20 protein-coding genes are annotated in these 19917 nt (G+C 66.7%); 10 read left to right on the forward strand and 10 right to left on the reverse strand.

The features are described 5' to 3' along the window. The 5 genes from DAETH_RS14135 (at position 1) to DAETH_RS14155 (ending at position 3212) form a co-directional block, all read left to right on the forward strand. Positions 1 to 621, forward strand: a complete 621-nt coding sequence (locus tag DAETH_RS14135; protein ID WP_264775517.1) for an AAA family ATPase — start codon at positions 1 to 3, stop codon at positions 619 to 621. 114 nt (positions 622 to 735) lie between these two features. Further along, complete coding sequence (locus DAETH_RS14140) at positions 736 to 1227, forward strand: AAA family ATPase (protein ID WP_264775518.1); 492 nt, start codon at positions 736 to 738, stop codon at positions 1225 to 1227. Continuing rightward, positions 1228 to 1803 carry a DUF4276 family protein gene (locus DAETH_RS14145; RefSeq protein ID WP_264775519.1) on the forward strand — a complete coding sequence of 192 codons (576 nt, stop codon included), beginning with the start codon at positions 1228 to 1230 and terminating at the stop codon, positions 1801 to 1803. Between the two features lie 129 nt (positions 1804 to 1932). Further along, positions 1933 to 2088 (forward strand): DUF433 domain-containing protein, encoded by a 156-nt coding sequence (locus tag DAETH_RS14150; RefSeq protein WP_264775520.1) that lies wholly within the window; start codon positions 1933 to 1935, stop codon positions 2086 to 2088. Between the two features lie 9 nt (positions 2089 to 2097). Beyond that, a protein-coding gene (locus DAETH_RS14155) for an IS630 family transposase (protein WP_264775521.1) occupies positions 2098 to 3212 on the forward strand; the annotation gives its coding sequence in 2 pieces (ribosomal slippage) (positions 2098 to 2515 and positions 2515 to 3212; 1116 coding nt in all). 142 nt (positions 3213 to 3354) lie between these two features. Here the strand turns inward: DAETH_RS14155 and DAETH_RS14160 are convergent. From DAETH_RS14160 to DAETH_RS14170, 3 genes are all read right to left on the reverse strand, one after another. After that, on the reverse strand, positions 3355 to 3603 hold the full coding sequence (locus tag DAETH_RS14160; RefSeq protein WP_264775522.1) for a hypothetical protein: 249 nt from the start codon (positions 3601 to 3603) through the stop codon (positions 3355 to 3357). A gap of 9 nt (positions 3604 to 3612) precedes the next feature. Further along, positions 3613 to 3858, reverse strand: coding sequence for an antitoxin (locus DAETH_RS14165; protein WP_264775523.1), 246 nt, complete (start codon positions 3856 to 3858; stop codon positions 3613 to 3615). A gap of 74 nt (positions 3859 to 3932) precedes the next feature. Beyond that, entirely contained in the window at positions 3933 to 4412 is a 480-nt protein-coding gene (locus DAETH_RS14170) for a hypothetical protein (RefSeq protein WP_264775524.1), read from the reverse strand. Positions 4413 to 4567: 155 nt separating this feature from the next. On the opposite strand from DAETH_RS14170, the gene DAETH_RS14175 reads away from it, so the two are divergent. Further along, a complete protein-coding gene (locus DAETH_RS14175; RefSeq protein WP_264775525.1) occupies positions 4568 to 4828 on the forward strand; it encodes a hypothetical protein in 261 nt (86 codons plus the stop codon). On the opposite strand, the gene DAETH_RS14180 is transcribed toward DAETH_RS14175, so the two are convergent. Next, on the reverse strand, positions 4825 to 5259 hold the full coding sequence (locus DAETH_RS14180; RefSeq protein ID WP_264775526.1) for a hypothetical protein: 435 nt from the start codon (positions 5257 to 5259) through the stop codon (positions 4825 to 4827). The two genes, DAETH_RS14175 and DAETH_RS14180, sit on opposite strands and share 4 nt — an antisense overlap. Before the next feature lie 395 nt (positions 5260 to 5654). On the opposite strand from DAETH_RS14180, the gene rnr reads away from it, so the two are divergent. Continuing rightward, a complete protein-coding gene (gene rnr, locus DAETH_RS14185; protein ID WP_264775527.1) occupies positions 5655 to 9500 on the forward strand; it encodes a ribonuclease R in 3846 nt (1281 codons plus the stop codon). Between the two features lie 298 nt (positions 9501 to 9798). Here the strand turns inward: rnr and DAETH_RS14190 are convergent, their stop codons facing one another. The 3 genes from DAETH_RS14190 to DAETH_RS14200 form a co-directional block, all read right to left on the reverse strand. Next, positions 9799 to 10902, reverse strand: coding sequence for an App1 family protein (locus DAETH_RS14190; protein WP_264775528.1), 1104 nt, complete (start codon positions 10900 to 10902; stop codon positions 9799 to 9801). 94 nt (positions 10903 to 10996) lie between these two features. Further along, the gene (locus DAETH_RS14195) at positions 10997 to 12319 is read right to left on the reverse strand and encodes a sensor histidine kinase (RefSeq protein ID WP_264775529.1); all 1323 of its coding nucleotides are present in this window, start codon (positions 12317 to 12319) and stop codon (positions 10997 to 10999) included. Further along, positions 12316 to 12999, reverse strand: coding sequence for a response regulator transcription factor (locus tag DAETH_RS14200; protein ID WP_264775530.1), 684 nt, complete (start codon positions 12997 to 12999; stop codon positions 12316 to 12318). The genes DAETH_RS14195 and DAETH_RS14200 overlap by 4 nt, the downstream gene beginning before the upstream one ends. A 163-nt stretch (positions 13000 to 13162) precedes the next feature. On the opposite strand from DAETH_RS14200, the gene DAETH_RS14205 reads away from it, so the two are divergent. After that, complete coding sequence (locus DAETH_RS14205) at positions 13163 to 14614, forward strand: TolC family protein (RefSeq protein WP_264775531.1); 1452 nt, start codon at positions 13163 to 13165, stop codon at positions 14612 to 14614. Continuing rightward, complete coding sequence (locus DAETH_RS14210) at positions 14611 to 15645, forward strand: TolC family protein (protein ID WP_264775532.1); 1035 nt, start codon at positions 14611 to 14613, stop codon at positions 15643 to 15645. The genes DAETH_RS14205 and DAETH_RS14210 overlap by 4 nt, the downstream gene beginning before the upstream one ends. A 60-nt stretch (positions 15646 to 15705) precedes the next feature. On the opposite strand, the gene DAETH_RS14215 is transcribed toward DAETH_RS14210, so the two are convergent. Then, a complete protein-coding gene (locus tag DAETH_RS14215) occupies positions 15706 to 16494 on the reverse strand; it encodes an alpha/beta fold hydrolase (RefSeq protein ID WP_264775533.1) in 789 nt (262 codons plus the stop codon). A 196-nt stretch (positions 16495 to 16690) separates the two neighbouring features. Continuing rightward, entirely contained in the window at positions 16691 to 17689 is a 999-nt protein-coding gene (locus DAETH_RS14220; protein WP_264775534.1) for a ribose-phosphate diphosphokinase, read from the reverse strand. 196 nt (positions 17690 to 17885) lie between these two features. Here DAETH_RS14220 and DAETH_RS14225 point away from each other — a divergent pair, with 196 nt between their 5' ends. Continuing rightward, entirely contained in the window at positions 17886 to 18329 is a 444-nt protein-coding gene (locus DAETH_RS14225; protein ID WP_264775535.1) for a DMT family transporter, read from the forward strand. Positions 18330 to 18677: 348 nt separating this feature from the next. Here DAETH_RS14225 and dnaJ read toward each other — a convergent pair whose 3' ends face one another. Further along, positions 18678 to 19799 (reverse strand): molecular chaperone DnaJ, encoded by a 1122-nt coding sequence (gene dnaJ, locus DAETH_RS14230; RefSeq protein ID WP_264775536.1) that lies wholly within the window; start codon positions 19797 to 19799, stop codon positions 18678 to 18680. Positions 19800 to 19917 lie beyond the last annotated feature (118 nt).

Here is a 19917-nt window from a genome sequence, read left to right on the forward strand (position 1 = left end):
ATGACCGAATCTGGGGATTTGGAACGAAATAAAGCTGTAGAGCTTGCTATGAAGAAAATAGAGGAGCAATTTGGTAAGGGACGAATAATACCGCTGCAAAGTAAAAGGGGCAGGATTGGTACTTTGACAAAAGTGTACGTCTCGAATTATAAAAGTATACGTAGCGGCTCCATAAATCTCACCGATTTAACTGTTTTTGTTGGAATGAATGGTTCTGGTAAAAGTAACATGTTGGATGCTATCACTTTTTTGTCAGATGTTGTATTACATGGTTTAGATTTTGCCATCAATTCTCGTGGAGACATGCAGAGCATAGTACGAAACACTCAGAGATTAGGATCCTATTTTTCTATAAAGTTGTTTTTTGTGTTGGACGATGGAGTTAAATACTCCTATAAGTTGAAGGTTAAGAGACCAAAATATAGAGAGTATCAAATAGTAGAGGAGGTACTAACCGCTAATTCCAAAATAAAGTTTAGAGCAGTAGACGGCACTGTTAATTCTTTTCAGGGCGGCATCGCACCTAAAAATATTGGTAACAACCTTCTTCTTGCAGTACCTGCCTCTTCAGAAGCTTATACAAAAGTAAAGGATTTTATTTCTGGCATGAGGCTGTATTAACCTAATGTTGACGCTATTAGAACATTAGCACTACCCGATTCTAATCAACTTCTATCAAAAGGTGCAGAAAACATAGCCGGGATAGTTGGGGCATTGGACTCTGGGAGAGGAAAGATGAGGGTCACTCGGTATTTAACTAAGATAAATCCAATCATAAGTAGCTTTGTTAGAAGGAAATTCGGTAAAATGCAAGCAGTCAACTTCACCACCTCCAACAATAGATATTATTTATATCCAGACAGCATGTCTGATGGAACCCTCCGAGCCTTTGCGTTGTTGATTGCTATGTTTCAAGACGATTCGCTGGATGCACCAAAGCTCTCGCTTATATGCATCGAGGAACCAGAAACCGGACTTCATCCAGCAGCAGCAAATATAATGATGGATGCTATTATAGAGGCGAGCAAGGATAGGCAGATAGTAATAACTACACACAGCGCAGATATACTGGAAGATGTAAATGTAGATAAAACGAATATAATTTTCACAAATTTGTCAAAAGACGGCTTTACAATATTTTCAAATATAAGTTCAGATACCAAAGAAATAATAAGAAGAGGGCTGTATCACCCTGGCGAGCTTCTACGCATGGGGCAGTTATCATAAATGTCAATTGTAGCTGTGGTCGAGGGTCATGGAGAAGTAGAATCACTACCGATCTTAATAAGAAGAGTCTGCATTGAAAAGGGCTTTCCAGTAGTACATAATTTGAATCATAAAAACATATTCAGAATCCCGAGGAGTAAGCTTTTGCGAGATGGCGAACTTGAAAAAGCTGTAACCGCGGCGTCCATCAAGCTAGGTGGGAGCGGGAATATTATAGTTCTAATAGATTCTGACGACGACCCATTACTATTGGAAAGCTCTCTTAATATCAGGGCTAAAGCAGCAGCTCCACATCTGAACGTTGAAGTTATTTTAGCTGTTCGAGAATTCGAAAGTTGGATTATACACAGCATCTCCTCATTAGCTGGCAAGAAAGGCTTACCAGATGACATATTTCCCCCCGAAAATCCAGACGCGATCAGGGGTGCAAAAGAGTGGATTAGTGACAGAATGATAGGCTTTTCCTACTCAGAGACAGTTGACTGTGCATCCTTTACCGCTTCCATGAATTTAGACTTGTGCATGCAGTCAACATCATTTAACAAGTTCTGCCAAGTTATTGCCGGACTTACTTAGTGTTTCCCACTCAATACCCGCTTCCCGGTTTCTTTCTGCTTTTGCAGGCGCTGCCGCTTGGGGTCGAAGGTGGGGGCGGCGGGGTGGGGGTTGGGAAGCGCAGGGCTGCCGGGGTCTACACTCTCCAGTATGAATGGCCGCATCAGCATTGACCCAGAGGTGAACGGCGGCAAGCCCACCGTCACCGGAACGCGGGTCAGCGTGCAAACCGTGCTGGGGCACCTGAGCGCCGGGGACAGCGTGGAAGATGATCTAGTGGTCGACCACGGACAAGAGAAGGTCTAAGATGAGGGTATGGGACGGCGGAAGCAGTTTGTCGTGACGCTCAGCGATGAGGAGCGTCGTCAACTTACCGACATGACGCGAAAGGGCGTGATCAGTGCGCGGGTCATGACCCGCGCACGTCTCTTGCTTCTGGCTGACCAACAGTTGAAGGATGATGACGTGGCCGAGCGGCTGGACATCAGTCATTTGACGGTCGCCAGCATTCGGAAGAAATACACCCAAGGTGGGCTGCAAGCCGCCTTGTACGAGAAGGCTCGTCCGAAACCGCCGTCAAAACTGGGTCCTAAGGAGACAGCAATCCTGATTGCAGAAGCCTGTTCAGGAGGTCCAGATGGGCAAGCCAAGTGGACCATGCAACTCCTTGCAGATCGTTTGGTGACGCTGGGCGTAGTGGAAAGCATCAGTGATGAGACGATCCGGCGAACACTGAAAAAAACGACTTGAAGCCCTGGCAAGTCCAGAGTTGGTGCATCGCCAAAGTCGGCGCTGATTTCGTCTGGCGCATGGAAGAGGTGCTGGACACGTACGCTGAGCCGTATGATCCACTGTACCCCGTGGTCTGCTTCGACGAGAAGTCCTATCAATTGTTGGCGCACATCACTGAACCGCTTCCACCCGTGCCGGGACACCCGGCACGGGTGGACTACGAGTACAGGCGTTGTGGAACGGCCAATCTCTTCATTGCTTTTGAACCCTTGACCGGGCAGCGGACAGTCACCGTGACCGAACGTCGCAGCAGCGAGGAGTTCGTGGCACAAATGCAGGCTCTCCACTTGCGCTACCCCGAGGCGAAGACAATTCGCCTGGTGCTGGACCAACTGTCCACGCACACGCCGTCCTCGTTGTACCAGCACCTCCCGCCCGACGAAGCAAACGCCTTGAAGAGGCGGTTTGAATGGGTCTACACGCCGAAGCACGCTTCCTGGTTGAACATGGCGGAAATGGAATGGTCAGTTTTGGAGCGACAGTGCTTGAGAAGACGGTTGGCAACCTTTGAGGAACTCAACAATGAAGTCAAAGCCTGGGAAGCGGATCGAAATGCTCGGTCAGTTAAGGTGAGCTGGCAATTCAATACAGACAAGGCACGAGTGAAATTAAGCCGCCAATATCCGTCCCAAAATTAGGCCTAGCTATGTCTGTGGTTATCCACTAGACGCCTACCCACGGCTGACGCGGGAGGACGTGCTGGCGTGTCTGGAGTACGCGGCGCGGCTGGCAGGTCACAGCGTGACGTTCGAGAAGATCGCTTGAAGCCTGCCGGGAACGTCACGGGAGTTCGTCGCCGGGGAGCGGGGGCACGTCGGGCGCCTTGTCCAGCACAGCCAGGAACGCCTCACGGTTGGCGCGGGCGGCGCGTTCCCGTACCCACTCCACTGCCTCCTCGTCCAACTCGTAGTCCCCAGCTTCCTCCTGCTTGTGCCAACGCTGCCGCTTGTAGTCAAAGGTGGGGTCAGCGTCGAATTGGCCCTCGGCGGCGAGGATGCGGCGGATGCGGTCTCGTGGGTCGTCGGTCATACGGCACTCCTAGAAATCGCCCCCGTCGTGTTCCTGCTGCTCCCCCTGGTCCTGCTCGAACTCGAAGCCGTCGAACTTCTCCAGGCTGGAGAGCAGGTTCTTCCACCCATTGTTGCGGGGCAGCAGGAGCACGCCGTCCCCAACCCGCTTGACAATCACCTCATCGCCTTCCAGACGGTACGCCTCGGGCAGCCGCACCGCTTGACTGCCCTCGATCTCGAACAGTTGAGCTGTGTCAATTCTGAGTGGCGTCATAGGGCTCCCTTCTTCCCACAGTACCAAGCAGCAAAAAGGCCGCCCCCACGAGCGGCCCCTTCAACCCTCAACCCTTACAGCCCCGGGATCGGCACCGCCACCGGGCGGATTCTCTGCCCCTGGCTCTCGGCGGCATTCAGCAGCGTGCTCGTCTGGGTATTGAGGTTCTGGATGCCCTGCTCGTCGAACTGGCCGCTTTTCAGCGTATTGCCCACGCTCGTCAGCGACTTCTGGTAGCCCGGCAGCAGCGAGCCGATGCGCGCCAGGAAGGGGTCATTCGTGTTGCGCGTCAGCTTGACCGCCGAGTTGACCTGATAGGCGGCGAAGCCCAGCGCCAGGCCCGCCTTGACGATGGCGGACCGTTGGCCGGGCGCACCCGTCTGGAACTTGTACTGGCGGTAGGGCCGCAGCACCCAGGTGTTGAAGGCGTAGTACGCGGCCCCCAGGTGGAAGAGAAACCGGGCCTTCTCGAAGGCGGTGGCCTGTGCCTGCTGGACCGGGGCGGCGACCAGCAGGGTTCCGGCGAGGATCAGGGATTTGCTCGCTTTGCTCACGGGCGCAAGTCTCCTGGCTCGGGGGAGGCAGGGGATGAAGGGCGGGTGGAGGCCGTTTAGGAAAGCCCCGACACCCAACGCGCCTTGCCCCGCCTCTCAAGAAGTGGGAAGTCGTGGGGTCGACAATCTGAGAAACCACCCGGGAGGACACAACCATGACGGATGATCACAGCAGCGACACCTACAACCCACCCGTGGACACCGAAGGCACGCCTGGCGAGGGCGGAAACGACCTGGCGAACGAACCGGGCAACAACGCCGCCCCGAGCCTCGACACCACGCTCGACACCTCCCGCACGGGGGGAATGGGCGGTATGGCGGGCACGCTGGGCATGGACGGGGGCGGAGGGAACATCGACTCCACCGACACGGACATGGCGGGTGACAACCGGACGACCGACGTGACGGACCTCTAACTTTCGCCCCGCGCGGGCCGGATGCGCAGCGCCTGCCGGGCCACCAGGGCGACGAGCACGATGCCGATGAGGTGGCCGAGCGGGTGCTGGGCGGCGAGGGCGAACGCGAGGTCGGCGACGGCGATGGACACGGCCAGGATGAGGCCCGCCAGCGGCACCCGGCTCTCGTGCGGGGTGTCGTACATGGCGATGCGGGGGTGAGGGTCGCCCATCGCGTCGCGGGCCTCGGCGTAGCGGATCAGGGTCAGGACGCCGTACACGAGGAGCAGCCCGGCGAGGAGGATCAGGACCAGACCCTCGTAGCGCCCGGCGGAGGCGTAGTCCAGCGCCCCGAAGGTGAAGTGCCACAGGGACGCGATGATCGACAGCAGCGACAGCCCCAGCATCGCGGGCGTGCTGTAGTTGGGTGGGGCACCGAGCGGCGCGGCCATAGGGTGAGCATCACGGTACGCCTGATCCGGGGGCACGAACCGTGGGAGGGACTGGAAAGGGAGAGCGTGGCCGAACACACGCCCCCTTTCCTAAATGTTCGCCCGCGTGGCCGCAGGGGTGGGCGCGCATGGTAGAATAGCTTTGCTGCCGGGCGACAGGACAGCGCCCCCACCTCTCCCCTCTCCCTTCTGGGCAGGCGGGCAGGCTGGGCGCCGCCCGAGACACGCGACTTTCCCCGACCCGTGGGTGAGATGCACGTCGGGAGCCCCCGTTTCCGCCGCGACCCTGCCGAAAGTGCAAGAGCAACCCGCAGAGGCTCGCGCCCTTTTTCAGAAACGGTGACTCCCCGCGTCCTACACGAGAACATGCCACGGGTGTCCTGACCAGGTGAGGAATGCCGAGAGCGAAACAGGAGCGCCCGGTGCCGGACACTCAAAACGTCCCCGCCGACTCCGAACAACAGCAAAGCGCCGCAAGCCGGGCCGGGCGAGGCCGCAAGAAGACCGCCGCTCAGTCCGCCGAAACCCCATCCCCGGAGCAGGAGGCCGTGACCTCCGCCCCGAAGCGTGGCCGTGGCCGCAAGACGCCCGCCACGAACGAAACCCCGCAGGCCCAGACCGCCGCGCCCAAAGCCCAGCGAGGCAAGCGCGCCACCCAGCCTGCCCAGCCCCAGCCCGCCCCCAAGCCCCGCCGTGGCCGTCAGCCGAGGGCGGAGGCCCAACCTGCCCAGGCCGCCCCCGCCGAAGCGGTCACCGCCGAGCCCACGCCCGTCGAGGCCGCGCCCGTGGAGACGGCTCCCGTCGAAATCACTCCCACCGGCGGTGCGGCGGAGGTCAACACGGCGGAACCCGTCGATGCCGCCGGGCCCTCCCCCGCTCCCCAGGCTTCCAACCGCCGGGGCCGCAGGGCAAAAGCCGCCGCCACCGAGCCCGAGGCTCAGCCGGAGGCGATCACCTCCCCTGCCGAGGGACCCGCCGAGACCCACAGGAACCGGCGCGGACGCAAGGCGAAGGCCCAGACCGTCGCCGAGGCTGAGCCCGCCGGGAACGAGGGTCAGGCCGAGCCGGAGCAGGCCCAGGCGGCCGAGCCCGTGCTCCTCGAAGTGCCCCGCACCCGACGGGGCCGCAGGCCGAAGGTCGTCGGCCCCGTCGCCGAACTGCCCCAGGAGACCGCCCCCGCAGAGGTGCCGCTGACCGAGGTGCTGGGCGGCGTGGAGCCCGTGGCGGTCGAGGAGGAAGGCGCCCAGGCCGCGACCACCGAGGACGCGCCGCAGATGTCGCTGACGGTCTCGACGGACGCCGGGCAGCCCCTGCCGGTCGTGGACAACCCGGCCTTCGAGGGCGAGGACGACGAGTCCAGCACACCGATTGCCAGCATGGAGGAGACCACCGAAGCGGGGGAAGACGACGCCGACGCCGACGGACGACCCGACCCCGCCCGTGATCTCGTGATCGCGCAGCTTCGCAAGGTAGGGCGCCCCATCCACGTCCGCGACCTGGAGCGCACCTTCACCCGGCAGATGGTCAGCCGCCTGGGCGACTGGCGTGACCTCGAATCGCTGCTCGAAGACCTCGTGCGGACGGGAGAAGTTATCCGCACCCGGCGGCGCACCTACGGTCTGCCCGAGGCGATGAGCCTCGTGCGGGGCCGCTTCCAGGCGTCGGCGGCGGGCTTCGGCTTCGTGGTGCCCGACTCCGGCGGCGAGGACTTCTACGTCGCCCCCGAGAACACGATGGAGGCCTGGAACGGCGACATCGTGCTGGTCCGCATGGAGGGCCGGGGCGACACCGGGCGGGGCGGTACGGGACCCCGCCGGGGCCAGCGAGGCGACGGCAGCCCGCGCGCCTCGGTGGTCCGCATCGTGCAGCGGGCGTACAAGCAGCTCGTGGGCAGCCTCGAATTCAGCAAGGGCCACCCCATCCTCAAGCCCGACGACGCCCGCGCCCGGCACCGCATCCTGCTGCTGACCGAGGGGATCGAGGGCCTGCCCAGCGGGGCCCGCGTGGTCACCGACCTGTACTGGCCGGAGCAGACGGGCGAGGACGAGGTGTTCGGGCAGGTCAAGCGCGTCCTCGGCGAGCAGGACGACCCCGCGACCGAGACCGAGGCCGTGATCGTCAAGTACGGGCTGCGCGGCGACTTCCCGGACGACGTGCTGGCCCAGGCGAACGCGATCCCGACGGAGATTCCGGCGGAGGCGCTGATGGGCCGCCTCGACCTGCGCGAGTTCAACATCTTCACGGTGGACGGGCGCGACGCGAAGGACTTCGACGACGCGATCCACATCCAACCGACACCCCAGGGCACCTTCGTGGTGGGCGTCCACATTGCTGACGTGAGCCACTACGTGCGCGAGGGCACCCCGCTCGACAAGGAGGCTTACGCCCGCGCCACGAGCGTGTATCTGCCCGGCCGGGTCCTGCCCATGCTCCCCGAGCACCTCAGCAACGGGGTGTGCAGCCTCGTCCCGTATGAGGACCGCCTGACGATGACCGCGCTGGTGGAACTCTCCGCCGAGGGCGACATCCTCGACGTGCGGCTGGCGCCCAGCGTGATCCAGAGCAAGGCGCGGCTCACCTACGACGAGGTGCAGGCGTACTCGGAGGCGACGGCCACGCTGCCCGACCACGCCCGCGCGCTGGAGGGAGACCTCCACCTCCTGCTCAAGATCACGTCCAAGCTGCGCCAGAAGCGGCTGCGCGAGGGGTCCCTCGACTTCAAGCTGCGCGAGGTCAAGGTGGACGTGGGGCCGGACGGGCGGATGGAACTGATCCCCATCCGCGAGGAGACGGCACGCGGGATGATCGAGGACCTGATGCTGCTCGCCAACAAGGTGGTCGCCCACTCCCTGATCGAGCGCGAGATTCCGGCCCTCTTTCGCATCCACGAGGAACCCACCCTCCAGAAGTTCCAGGACGTGACGAACGCGCTGGGTCGCCTGGGCATCTCCTTCCCGGGCGGTGAGCCGACCCCGCAGGCGTACCAGGCGGTCCTCAAGGGCGTGCGGGGCACGCCGCGCGAGAGCGTGGTGAATACCCTGCTGCTCCGCTCGATGCAGCAGGCGAAGTACGCGGGCGAGAACCTGGGGCACTTCGGGCTGGCCTTCCCGGAGTACCTGCACTTCACGTCGCCGATCCGGCGTTACCCGGACCTGCTGGTCCACCGGGTCCTCAAGGGCGTGCTGGCGGGGGACCTGACGGCCTCCTCACGGGGGACCCACGACCTGCGGGGCAGACTGCCGGGGATGGGGGAGCACACGTCCGAGCGCGAGCGCGCCGCCGCCGAGGCCGAGCGCGACCTCACGAAGTACTACCAGGCGAAGTGGGCGCAGGAGCACCTGGGCGAGACCTTCCCCGGCAACGTGTCGGGGGTGGTGGCGAGCGGGCTGTTCGTGGCGCTGGACAACGGCGTCGAGGGCAAGCTGCACATCTCCAACCTCGACGACGACTACTACATCTACCTGGAGGACGCCCAGATTCTGCGGGGACGCTCGAACGGGCGCACCTTCCGCCTCGGGGACGCCCTCACCGTGACCATCAGCCAGGTGAACCCCCTGGCCCGGCAAATCGATTTCACCCAGGAGACCGCTATGGACGGCGACACCCCAGTCCGGCCCCGCGCGAGACGGCGCGAGGACCGGGAGGCAGAGAAACGTGAGAAGTTGCAGGCGGTGAGCACGGCTGCCCCCCGCAAGTTCACCCTCGACGAACCCCAGCCCGTCACCCCGGCGGCCCCCGCCCGCGCCGACGGCGGACGCGGGCGCGGCCAGGGACGCGACGGGCGTGACGGACAGGGCCGCGAGCCGAACGGGCGTGACCCCGGCGTCCGTCCCCCCCTGCGCCCGGGCGGGCAGGGCGGCGGCTACAAGCGGCGCGTGATCACGCTGGAGCGCCCCCGCAACGAGCACCTGCGGCCCGTGAACATCACCGTGCAGCGCATGTACTTCGGCGACTGGACGGTGGACAACATGCCCCCCGAGGAAAGCCACGGCGGCGAGCGCGGCGGACGCGGCTTCGACCGGGGTGACCGTGTCGGGCGCGGCCCGGGCTTCTCGCGCGGCGGGCAGGGCGGTGGCGCGCTGTCCAACCCCAATGGGCGCCAGGGCGGAGGACGCCCACCCCGTCCCCAGGCGCAGCAGGCCCAGGCTCCCTCGCAGGGGGACGGCGGGCAGGGCGGTGGTGACGCCGAGGCCCGTCGCCGACGCCGTCGCCGGGGACGCCGGGGTGGAAACGGCGGGTAGGGGTCAGGCGACGTAGATTCACTCAACGGGGCGGGTCAGGGGAAAACCTCTGGCCCGCCTTTCTGGTTGGGAGGGCGTGACGCGGAAAAGTGGAACACGCACAAGAACTCCTCCCCCTTGACTCGGAGAGCTGCTTGCAGAGGGGGGAGATTGGGAGGGGGTGAGCGGGCAGGGCGTCGCAAGACCAGCAGGAAGGGGAAGGCATCTTCTCGGTGGTGGAGTGGGTCACACGCCTCCTCTGCAAGCAGCTTTACAAGTCACCCGCAAGGGGAGAGGGAGCAAAGCCCCACCCCCTCCCTCACGTCTCGTACGCTCGCGCCACGCTCGTCAGCACGCTCCGCAACTCGCCGGGCGTGATCAGGCCCATCGCCATCGCGTGACTGGCGGCGTTCAGGCTGTCGGCAGCGAGCACGAGGTCCACGCCCGCCTTGCGGACCTCCTCGCGGAGGTTCATGACGCCCTCGTCGCGGGTGGCCTCGGTCACGTCGCGGATGTAGACGGCGAGGACCCGGCCCGGCCATCTGCGCACGACCTCGGCATAGATCTCGGGGTCCTTCTCGCCGCTGTCGCCGACGAGGACGAAGCTCAGCCCCGGGAAGCGGGTGAAGATGCGCTCGATGACCCCGTGCTTGTAGCCGCCGTGCCCCCCCAGCAGGTCGAAGCCCCAGTTGCGCAGGAAGATCGGCCCGAGGGGAATGCGGCGGTAGTCGAGGAACTGCCACAGCAGGTCGAAGAAGTTCCAGGGGCTGCTCGACACGTAGAAGATCGGGTTGCGCGCCTCGCCGTCACGGGTGAGCGCCCGGTAGAGCGCCCCGACGCCGGGAAAGGGCAGGCGGGTACGCGCGTTGCCGGTCAGGCTGGTGGCGAGCATTCGCGGCAGGCTCGTCACGTCCGACTGGATCACTGTGTCGTCGAGGTCGCTGATGATGCCGAAGCGGGCGTCGGCGACCACCTGTACCCGGGCGCGGGTGGTGCCGTCGCGGCCCTCGATGCTCAGGCCTGCCTCGTGCCAGCCGTCGGCGAAGGGGGGGTTGCCCTCCGGGGGGGTGAAGGTCAGGGTGAAGTACCCGTCGGCGTCGCTCACCGCACTCGCCACGGCGTTTCCCAGCCTCCCCGTCACGCGCACGCCCGAGACCTCGCGGGAGAGCAGGCGGCGCAGGATATTGCGGAAGTTGCGCCAGCGGGGGTCGCCCCTTTTGGGGGGCGCGACCATGCGGGGCAGGAGCACCCGGCCGGTCAGTTCCACCGCCTGCGGAGTGCCCCAGCCCACGTAGGGTTGCAAGATCAGCTTGCCGCGCGCCCGGCGGGGCTGGACGTAGCCGCTGACAGCGTTGTCGAGGGCCGTCAGCCCCCGCTCCAGCATGGGTTGAATCGCCTTGAGTGCGGTCTTGGCGCCTAGCATCTGGGCGTCAGTCTACGCATTCCGGAGTGGGGCGGCACAGCCCACACGCCTCAAGGAACGCTGAGGAATGAGGAGGCCGACCGCTCCGCCAGCCTCACCCCCCGGCCCTCAGCGGCAGGACCAGGGTGAAGCGGGCGCCGCCCAGGGGAGACGTGCCCGCGCTCGCCTGCCCGCCGTGGGCGAGCGTCAGTGCCCGCACGATGGCCAGTCCCAGCCCACTCCCCCCCGTGTCGCGCGCCCGGCTCTCATCCAGCCGCGTAAACCGCGTGAACACCTGCTCCCGGCTCTCCTCCGGTATCCCCGGTCCGTCGTCGTCCACATGTACCCGCGCCACGTCGGCGTCCGCCTCCACCTGCACCTCCACCCGGGCACGGGCATGCCTCAGCGCATTCTCGATGAGGTTCGCCGCCACCTGCCGCATCCGGTCCGGGTCCGCCATCAGCGGCGCGGGCTCGGCCCGCAAGGTCAACGTCACCCCCCGCGCCCCCGCCCGGTCCCCCAGGTCGCGCACCACCTGCCCGGCGAGGTCGGCCAGGTCCACCTCCCGCAGGTGCAGGCCCAGTCGCCCCGCGTCGGCCAGCGTCAGGGTGCGCAGGTCGCCGACGAGGCGGGTGAGCAGTTGGGTCTGGGTGCTCAGCAGGCCGATCTGCGCGGGGTCGAGGGGGTAGACACCGTCTTCGAGGGCGTCGAGGCGGGCCTGCATGATGGCGATGGGGGTGCGCAGCTCGTGGGCGATGTCGGCCACGGCCTGCTGGCGTTCACGTTCGAGGGCCTGGAGGCTCTGGGCCATCTCGTTGAAGGTGCGGGCGAGGTCGGCGACCTCGCGCTCGCCGGTCAGCACCGGGGCGCGGGCACCCAGGTCTCCCCCGGCCAGCCGCGCGGCGGCCTGGGAAACCGCCGTGACGGGCCGCGCCACCCGCCGGGCCAGGAGCAGCCCCAGCGTGGCCGCGACCAAAGCCGCGAGGAGCCCCGCCTGCACCAAACTCGTCTGCACGTCGCGCACGAAGTCCTGGCTGCGGGGGTTGAGCACGGCGGGAAAGGCCCGCTCCGGGCGGCGGCCCTGCCCCTCCTCGCGGCGCCCGCCCGTCACCGCGATCACCGCCCCGTTGGGCAGGACGACGCTGCCGCTTACGCCGGGGCTCGACTGGCCGGGGGACAGGGTGTTCTCATCCGCGTCGCCCAGGCGGATCTCGGGGACAGGTGGGGTGGGGGCAAGCTGCTGGCCCAGCCGCTCGGCCTCCTGGCGGGCGCGCAGGTAGGCCTGCACCTCGGGGGGCAGCCGGGAGACCTGGCGGCGGACGGCCAGGTTGGAAAACAGGAACATCCCTCCCACCGCCAGTCCTACGGTGAGGAGCATGGCGAGCATCAGGGTGACCGCCAGGCTCGGCCCGCGCCACCTGGCCCCGCCCGGGTTCAAGGGGCCGCCTCCAGCCGGTAGCCCACGCCCCGCACCGTGTGCAGCAGCCCCCCGGCGTGCGCCGCGTCGAGCTTGCGCCGCACCGACGCCAGGTGCGCGTCCACCACCCGCTCCAGCGCGTCACTCTCCGGGAGGGCGGCGGCCAGCAACTCCTCCCGCGTGAAGGCCCGCCCCGGCACCTGTGCCAGATGCGCCAGCAGCCGGAACTCCGCCGGGGTGAGGCTGAGGGACTGCCCGTTCACCCGCGCCATCACCGCCCGGCGGTCCACCTCCAGCGGCCCCACCCGCAGCGGGCGCTCGGTGTCGTCGAGCGCCGCGCTCACGCGCCTCAGCACGGCCTTGACGCGGGCCATCACCTCGCGGGGACGGAAGGGCTTGACCACGTAGTCGTCGGCGCCGAGTTCCAGGCCGACGATCTGGTCGGTCTCCTCGGCGCGGGCGGTGACGAGGATGACGGGGGTGGAGCCGTCGGCGCGGACGGTCTTGAGAACGTCGAGACCGCTCCTGCCGGGAAGCATGATGTCGAGGAGAATCAGGTCGGGGTTGGCGGCGCGGTAGGCGGTCAGCGCCGCATTCCCGTCGTCGGCGCGCTCGGTGCGGTAGCCCTCCTGCCGGGCGTAGGCTTCCAGCACCTCCGCGAGCTGGGGCTCGTCCTCCACGATCAGGATCAGGGCACTCATGATCCCATGGTAGGGGCCCTGGGCGAAGGTTATGCGAAGGTGCGCGTTCGCCCGGGCGGGCCACAGGCGCCGGGAGTGCGTCTGGGGGCGCCGTGAGGCGTCTTCGACAAACCTTCAAAAAAGGTGAGCGCGCCGTTCGCCGACTCGGGGCAGGCTGGACGACATGACCGCCCCCTCCTTCCCGCCCGCCCGCGCCCCCGGCCGGCGCCTCCTCCTGACCCTCGCGCTGGCCCTCGGTGGTGGAGGCGTTCAGGCGCAGAGTAGCCAGACGACCACTCCGGCCCAGACCACCCCGAGTCAGCGCACGACGACCCCCTCCACGATGACCGCCGCGACTTCCCTGACGCTGGAGGCGGCGCTGGCGCGGCTGGCCCAGGCGCCCAGCGTCACGCAGGCGCAGCTCAGCGTGCAGGTGGCCCAGCAGAACCTGGGCGCGGCCCGCAGCGCCCTGGGCCTCAGCGTGAGCGTCACCGCGAGCAGCGCCTACACGGGCCCCTCCACCACGACGGCCGACGACGGCACGACGACCAGCACGGCAGGCAACCTCAGCAGCGGCGTCGGCGCCCAGGCCAGCCTGGGGTTGCTGCCGTGGTCGAGCAACCAGAGCACCCTGCGCCTCGCCCAGCGCAACCTCGCCCTCGCCCAGGCGAGCTTCCAGGCCGCCCAGGCGAGCGCGCGGCTCAACGTGTACCAGCAGTACCTCGCCGCCGTGGTCGCCGGGCGGGACGTCACCCTCGCCCAGGACACCCTCGCGCTGAGGCAGCGGCAACTGGAGATCGCCCGGACCCAGCGGGCGCAGAACAACGCCACCCAGGAGAGCGTCCTCACCGCCCAGGCCAACGTCCAGCTCGCCCAGGCCTCGTTGCTCGAAGCTCAGAGCAATCTGGAGGTCGCCCGCCTGAGCCTCGCCTCCGTGCTGGGGCAGAGCCTCACGGGGGCCACGTTCACCACCCAGCCCCCGAGCACCTTCACCCTGCCCGACCTGAACACGCTCGTCACCCGCGCCCGGACAAGCACGGTGGACGTGGTGGACGCGCAAAACGACCTCGCCGCCGCACAGGACACGCTGGAGGAGCGGCAGCGCGAGCAGCACCTGCCCGACCTGACCGCCAGCCTGCGCTACGGCCCGGCGGGCAGCGGCGGCCTGAGCGCGAGCCTGGACGTGCAGGCGGGCGACGCGGCGGTGGGCTACAGCGTGCCCTTCGGCGCCAGCGGGAGCAATGCGGCCAACCGGGTCGTCGCCAGCGTCAGCGGCAGTTACGTCGTGTACTCGCCCGCCCTGCGCGCCCAGCTCTCGGCGGCGGAGGCGAACGTCACCCAGGCGCAGCTCACCCTGCAAGTCGCCCAGCAGACCGCCGAACTGAACGTCCGCACCCTCTACAGCACCGCCCAGACGGCCCTCACCGCCCTGCAAACGAGCGCCACCCAGGTGCAGGTCGCCCAAGCGGCCCTCACCGCCGCCCAGGCCCGGCTGAGAGCGGGAACCGGCACCGCCGAGGCCGTGACGAGCGCCCAGATCGCCCTCGCCCAGGCGCAGCGCAACCTCGTGCAGGCCCGCGCGACGGCGCAGCTCGCCCTCATCCGACTCCAGAACGCCGCCGGAGGCCCTCAGTGAGGCCTCGTCCCCTCGCCCTCGCGCTCGTCCTCCTCGCCCCACTGGCCGCCGCGCAGTCCGCCGTCACGGTCGCCAGCGCGGTCCAGTCCGCTCTCGCCAACGGGACGGACGTTCGGACGGCTCAGGCCAACCTCGAAAAGGCCACCGCCGCCGACCGCGCCGCCCAGGCCGACCCCAGCACCCTCGCCGCCGCTAGGCTCTCCGCTCAGAACGCGGAGGCCCTCGCCCGGGTCCAGTTGCGTGCCGCCCGTCTCTCGACCCTTCAGAACACGGTCAACGCCTACACGGCGCTGCTGGAGGCGCAGGAGAACGTGGACCTCCAGACCCTCCAGGTGCAGGTCGACCAGAAGGCCCTCCAGGTCGCGCAGGTCAAGCTCAGCGTGAACAACGCCACCCCGCTCGACGTGCAGCGGGCGCAGAACACCTTATCGGGCAGTACCCAGGACCTCGCCGACGCCCGCGCTCAGGTCAACCTCGCCTCCGGGCGGCTCGCCACCCTGACAGGGCTGGACAACGGCGTGAGAGCGGCGGGACTGACGAGCGTCCCCACCCTCAAGACCAGCCTCGCCTCGCTGCGAACGGGGCTGAATGCGAACCTCACGAGTGTGGTGAGCGCCGGGCAGGAGGTCGCCGAGGCACAACTCGCGGTGAAGCTCGCCGACAACGACTTCACGCCCGCCCAGACGATCTCCCAAGCCCGAATTACCCTAGCGAACACCCGGCGGACTCTCGACGCGGCGCAGAAGAACGCCCGGACCACGCTGGCGAGCGCGTACCAGACCGCCCAGAACGCGGCGGCACAGCTTCAGGTGGCGCTGAGCCGCGAGGCCGCCGCGCAGAAGAGTTACACCCAGGACGCGGCGCGGCTGAGAGGCGGGACGATCAGCGCGGTCACTCTCCAGGGGACCCAACTGGCGCTCAAGCAGGCGCGGTACGCCCGCCTTCAGGCTCAGGACAACGTTCTGGAGGCCCTCGCCGCCCTCTCCGTCGCCGCCGGGCAGAACCTGACGGGCATCGGCGGGACCTTGTAAGCGGAACAAGGAGGGCGGGGAGGCCGGGTGCGCTGCCCTCCCCGCCCTCCCCTGCCGTGCTCAGAGCCCTTCGAGGATTTTGGTTAGGGCGTCGGGCTGCGTCAGGAAGGGGACGTGCCCGCTGTCGAGCTCGAAGCTCTGCATGGGTCTCAGACGGTCGCGCAGGGTCTGCTGAAAGGCGTAACTCACCGCGTTGTCCCGCTTGGTCAGGATGTCGTACTTGGGCACGCTGCCGTACCGCGCCGCCGTGAGGTTGACGGGTGTGGCGAAGGGCTTCAGGGGCTCCGGGCGCAGGCGGGATTTGAGCAGGGCCACGTCGGCGGCGGTGCAGTCGTTGCAGAAGACGGGCTGGACACCCTCGGGGTTGAAGACGATGGTGTTGGGGGTAAAGGTGGCGTACTTGCCGAACAGGGAGTTCTGGTCCCGGCCAGCCAAGTCACTCGCGCTCTCGCCGTTCTGCGGCACGAGGGCGGCGAGGTACACGAGCTTGGAGATTTTGGTGGGAATGGCCTCCGCCACCTGCGAGATCACGATGCCCCCGAAGGAGTGGCCGACCAGGATGACGTTCGTGCGGTCCCCAATCGCGTTCACGACCGCGTTCGTGTAGCTGTCGAGCGTGATCTGATCGACCGGCGTCTGGTCGGCTCCGTGCCCCGGCAGGTCGAGGGTGATCACGGTGTTGCCGTCCGCCACGAGCTGCCGCTCGACCGGCTTCCACGAGAATTCGCCCAGCAGCGCCCCGTGGACGAGCACGTAGGTCTTGGGGGCGGGTTTGGTCACGCCGAGTTGATTGCAGGAACTGAGGGACAGGGCACCGAGCAGGCCGAGAAGCACCGGGGTTACGCGCATACATTTCTCCTTGCGGGCGGGCCCGGGGGGTACTGGACGCCCGCTCCACCGCATTTAGATCGCCCCCAATGTAATTGCTGTCAAGGAAAAGGCGATTCATCCAACCTTGGCCGTTGAGGACCCGGGCCACAGGTTTTCCGAAACCAAACGCGGCGGGGAACGTCCGCGCTCCCCGCCACGTTCGGTCCTCGCTCCCCTACTCGAAGAGGGTGCTCACGCTCTGGCCGACGTGGATGTTGGTGATGGCGTCGGCGAACAGGGGCGCCACGTCGAGGACGGCGAGCTTACCGTTCGAGGCGGCGATCTTCTCGGGGGAGACGTACACCGTGTTCGTGCTGGCGACCTGGGTCACGTCGAGGGCGGCGATGCGCTCGATGGCGGGCCCGGTGTACACGCCGTGGGTGACGGCCACGTACACGTCACGAGCACCCAGGCTGCGGGCGATGCTCACGGTCTCCACCAGGCTCCCGGCGGTGCTGATCTCGTCGTCCACGATAAAGACCGTCTTGCCCTCCACGTCGCCGATCAGGGCGCGGGGGCGGACCTCGGTGTCCGAAAGCCTCTCCTTGTCGATCATGGCGAGACCCGAGTTCAGGCGGCGGGCGATCTGGCTGGCCCGCTTGATGCTGCCCGCGTCGGGGGCGAGCACCACGCCGTCGTGCGCGTTCGGCACGCACGACTTGAAGTGTGCGCTCAGAACCCGGTCGGCGGAGAGGTGGTCGACGGGCACCTTGAAAAAGCCGTGGACCTGCGGCGAGTGCAGGGTCATGGTGAGCACCCGGTCGGCCCCCGCCTCCTGGAGCAGGTCGGCGACGAGCCGCCCGGCAATGGAGATGCGCGGGCTGTCCTTCTTGTCGCTGCGGGCGTAGGAGAAGTACGGAATCACGGCGGTGACGCGTCCGGCAGAAGCACTCTTCGCCGCGTCGATCAGGAGCAGCAACTCCATGATCGCGTCGCTGACCGGGGTGGAGAAGGTCTGCACGACGAACACGTCGCCCTCACGCAGGGACTCCTCGTAGTGGACGATGATGTTGTCGTTCGTGAACTTCTCGGTCTTGCTCTTGCCGAGCGGCACGCCGAGGTTGGCGCAGATCGCCTGCGCGAGGGGACAATTGCTCTGTCCGGCGAAGACGAGCAGCGGCTGGCGACGGCTGGAGGCCAGGCGCTCGGAAGGGGCTCGGTGGGGCACGGTCACGGTGGGGAAACCTCCGGGGGTGGGAACTGGGGCGCTGGGAACTGGATCACTGGGAAGCCCCGTGCTCCTAAGAATGTGTGGTTTGCAAACGTCCGCGAAGCAGCATACCCGCCGCGCGGCGCGGGTGTCACGGGACGCTTTTCCGTCCGGGGCGTTCCCGGGGAGGGAACAGGACACGGCAGGGATAACATGGCCCGTGCCCTGGTTCCTGATGCTCGTGGCGGTGCTGATGGGCACCGCGATCCCCCTGCAAACGGCGGCCAACTCGCGCCTCGGGCTGGCCGCCGGGCACCCCGCCTGGGCCGCCCTGGTCAGCGTGACGCTCACCCTGCTGCTGCTCGCCGCCTTCGTCCTGCTGGTGCGCCCCGGCCACGTCGCCGCGCTGGCGCGGGCGGGGCTGCCGTGGTGGACCTGGGTCGGAGGGGCCTTCGGGCTGGTGTACTTGCTGGGGCTCGCCGCGCTGGCGCCCCGCCTGGGCACCGCCACCCTGCTCAGCCTCACCGTGCTGGGGCAACTCCTCGCGGCGGGCGTGCTGGAGCACTTCGGCTGGCTGGGCCTGCCGCACCACCCCCTCACGCCGGGGCGGGTGCTGGGGCTCGCGCTGGTGGTGGCAGGGGTGGTGCTGGTGCGGCGGTTCTGACGGCCTGTCTCAAAGGTTGAGCAACAGTTTTTATCGCCCACATGGCAACGACGTTATTGCTCCTCCCCCTTGACTCGCAGAGCTGCTTGCAGAGGGGGGAAGCTGGGTGGGCGTGAACCGTCGCGGCGTCCTGAGACCTGGAGGTCGGGGAAGGCATCTTCCTGACGATGAGGCTGGCTCGCCTTCCCCCTCACCCCAACCCTCTGCTTCGCAGCTCTACGAGTCGCCCACGAGGGGAGAGGGAGAAAGACATCTGGCTTCCTGCAAGACTTTGACCCCAGAGAAATACAGAAAACAAAACGAGGGAGGCGCGGCCCCCTTCGCCACGCCCCTTCCCCTCTCAAGACCTCACTCGCCCCGGAAAATCTTGCCCACCTTGCCCAGGAAGCCCTCGCGGTGTTCAGTCACCTCGTCGCCCACCGCGCGGGCGTAGGCGTGCAGGGCGTCCCGCGCCTCGGGGTTGAGCTGGCCCGGCTTGGGCACCGTGATCTCGTACTCGACGATCAGGTCGCCCACTCCGGCGCCCTGGAGTCGGGGCAACCCCTGCCCGCGCAGGCGGTGGAGTTCGCCGTGCCCGGTGCCGGGCTTGACCTCCACGGTCTGCGGGCCGTCGAGGGTGGGCACCGTGACCTCGCCGCCGAGGGCCGCTTTGGCGAAGCCGATCCTCGCGGTGTGGATCAGGTGTTCCTGCTCGCGGCGCAGCTCGGGGTGGGGCTCCATCTCGATGTGGACGTAGAGGTCACCGTTGCCGCCGGGCCCCTCGTTCCCCTTGCCCGCCACCCGGATGCGGTAGCCCTCGTCGATGCCGCGCGGGAGCTTGACCTTGACCGTCTCGGCCTTCAGCGTCCGGCCCCGGCCCTTGCAGACCGTGCAGGGGTCCTGGATGATCTGCCCCTCGCCCCGGCAGGTCGGGCAGGGCTGCTGGGTCTCCACCACACCGAAGATCGTGCGGGCCTGGGCGCGGACGGCCCCCACGCCGCCGCAGGTCGAGCAGGTCTTGGGGGGCTTCCCGCCCGGCTCGGTGCGGCTGCCGTGGCAGTGCTCGCAGGACGTGAGACGGTCCACCTCGACCTCGATCTCCTCGCCCGCGCGGGCCTGGAGCAGGGTCACGCGCGCCTCGGTCTCGATGTCGTCGCCGCGCGCCGGACCCCGGCGGCCCCCGCGACCACCCATTCCGCCGAAGAGCTGCTCGAAGATGTCCATCGGGTCGAAGCCCACCCCACCCATGCCGCCGAAGGGGTCGCCGCCCGGCACCCCGTTCCCCGGCGCGCTGCCGAAGCGGTCGTAGTGGGCGCGCTTCTCGGGGTCGCTCAGCACGGCGTAGGCCTCGTTGATGCGCGCGAACTGCTCGGCGGCCCCCTCCTCCTTGTTGCGGTCGGGGTGGTACTTGAGGGCCAGCTTGCGGTACGCGCTCTTGATCTCGTCGGCGTTCGCCGACTTGGCGACGCCCAGCAGTTCGTAGTAATCCATAGGTGTGTGTCGCCGGGCCGTGACCCGACCTCCGTCCCCCAGGTTAACATGACCGGACTCAAGAAACGTGGGTGTCCTAGGGGTGTGGCGGGGACAGGCGGACACCGCCGGGAGGGTA

It is taken from the genome of Deinococcus aetherius (assembly GCF_025997855.1).
Classification (GTDB): Bacteria; Deinococcota; Deinococci; order Deinococcales; family Deinococcaceae; genus Deinococcus; species Deinococcus aetherius.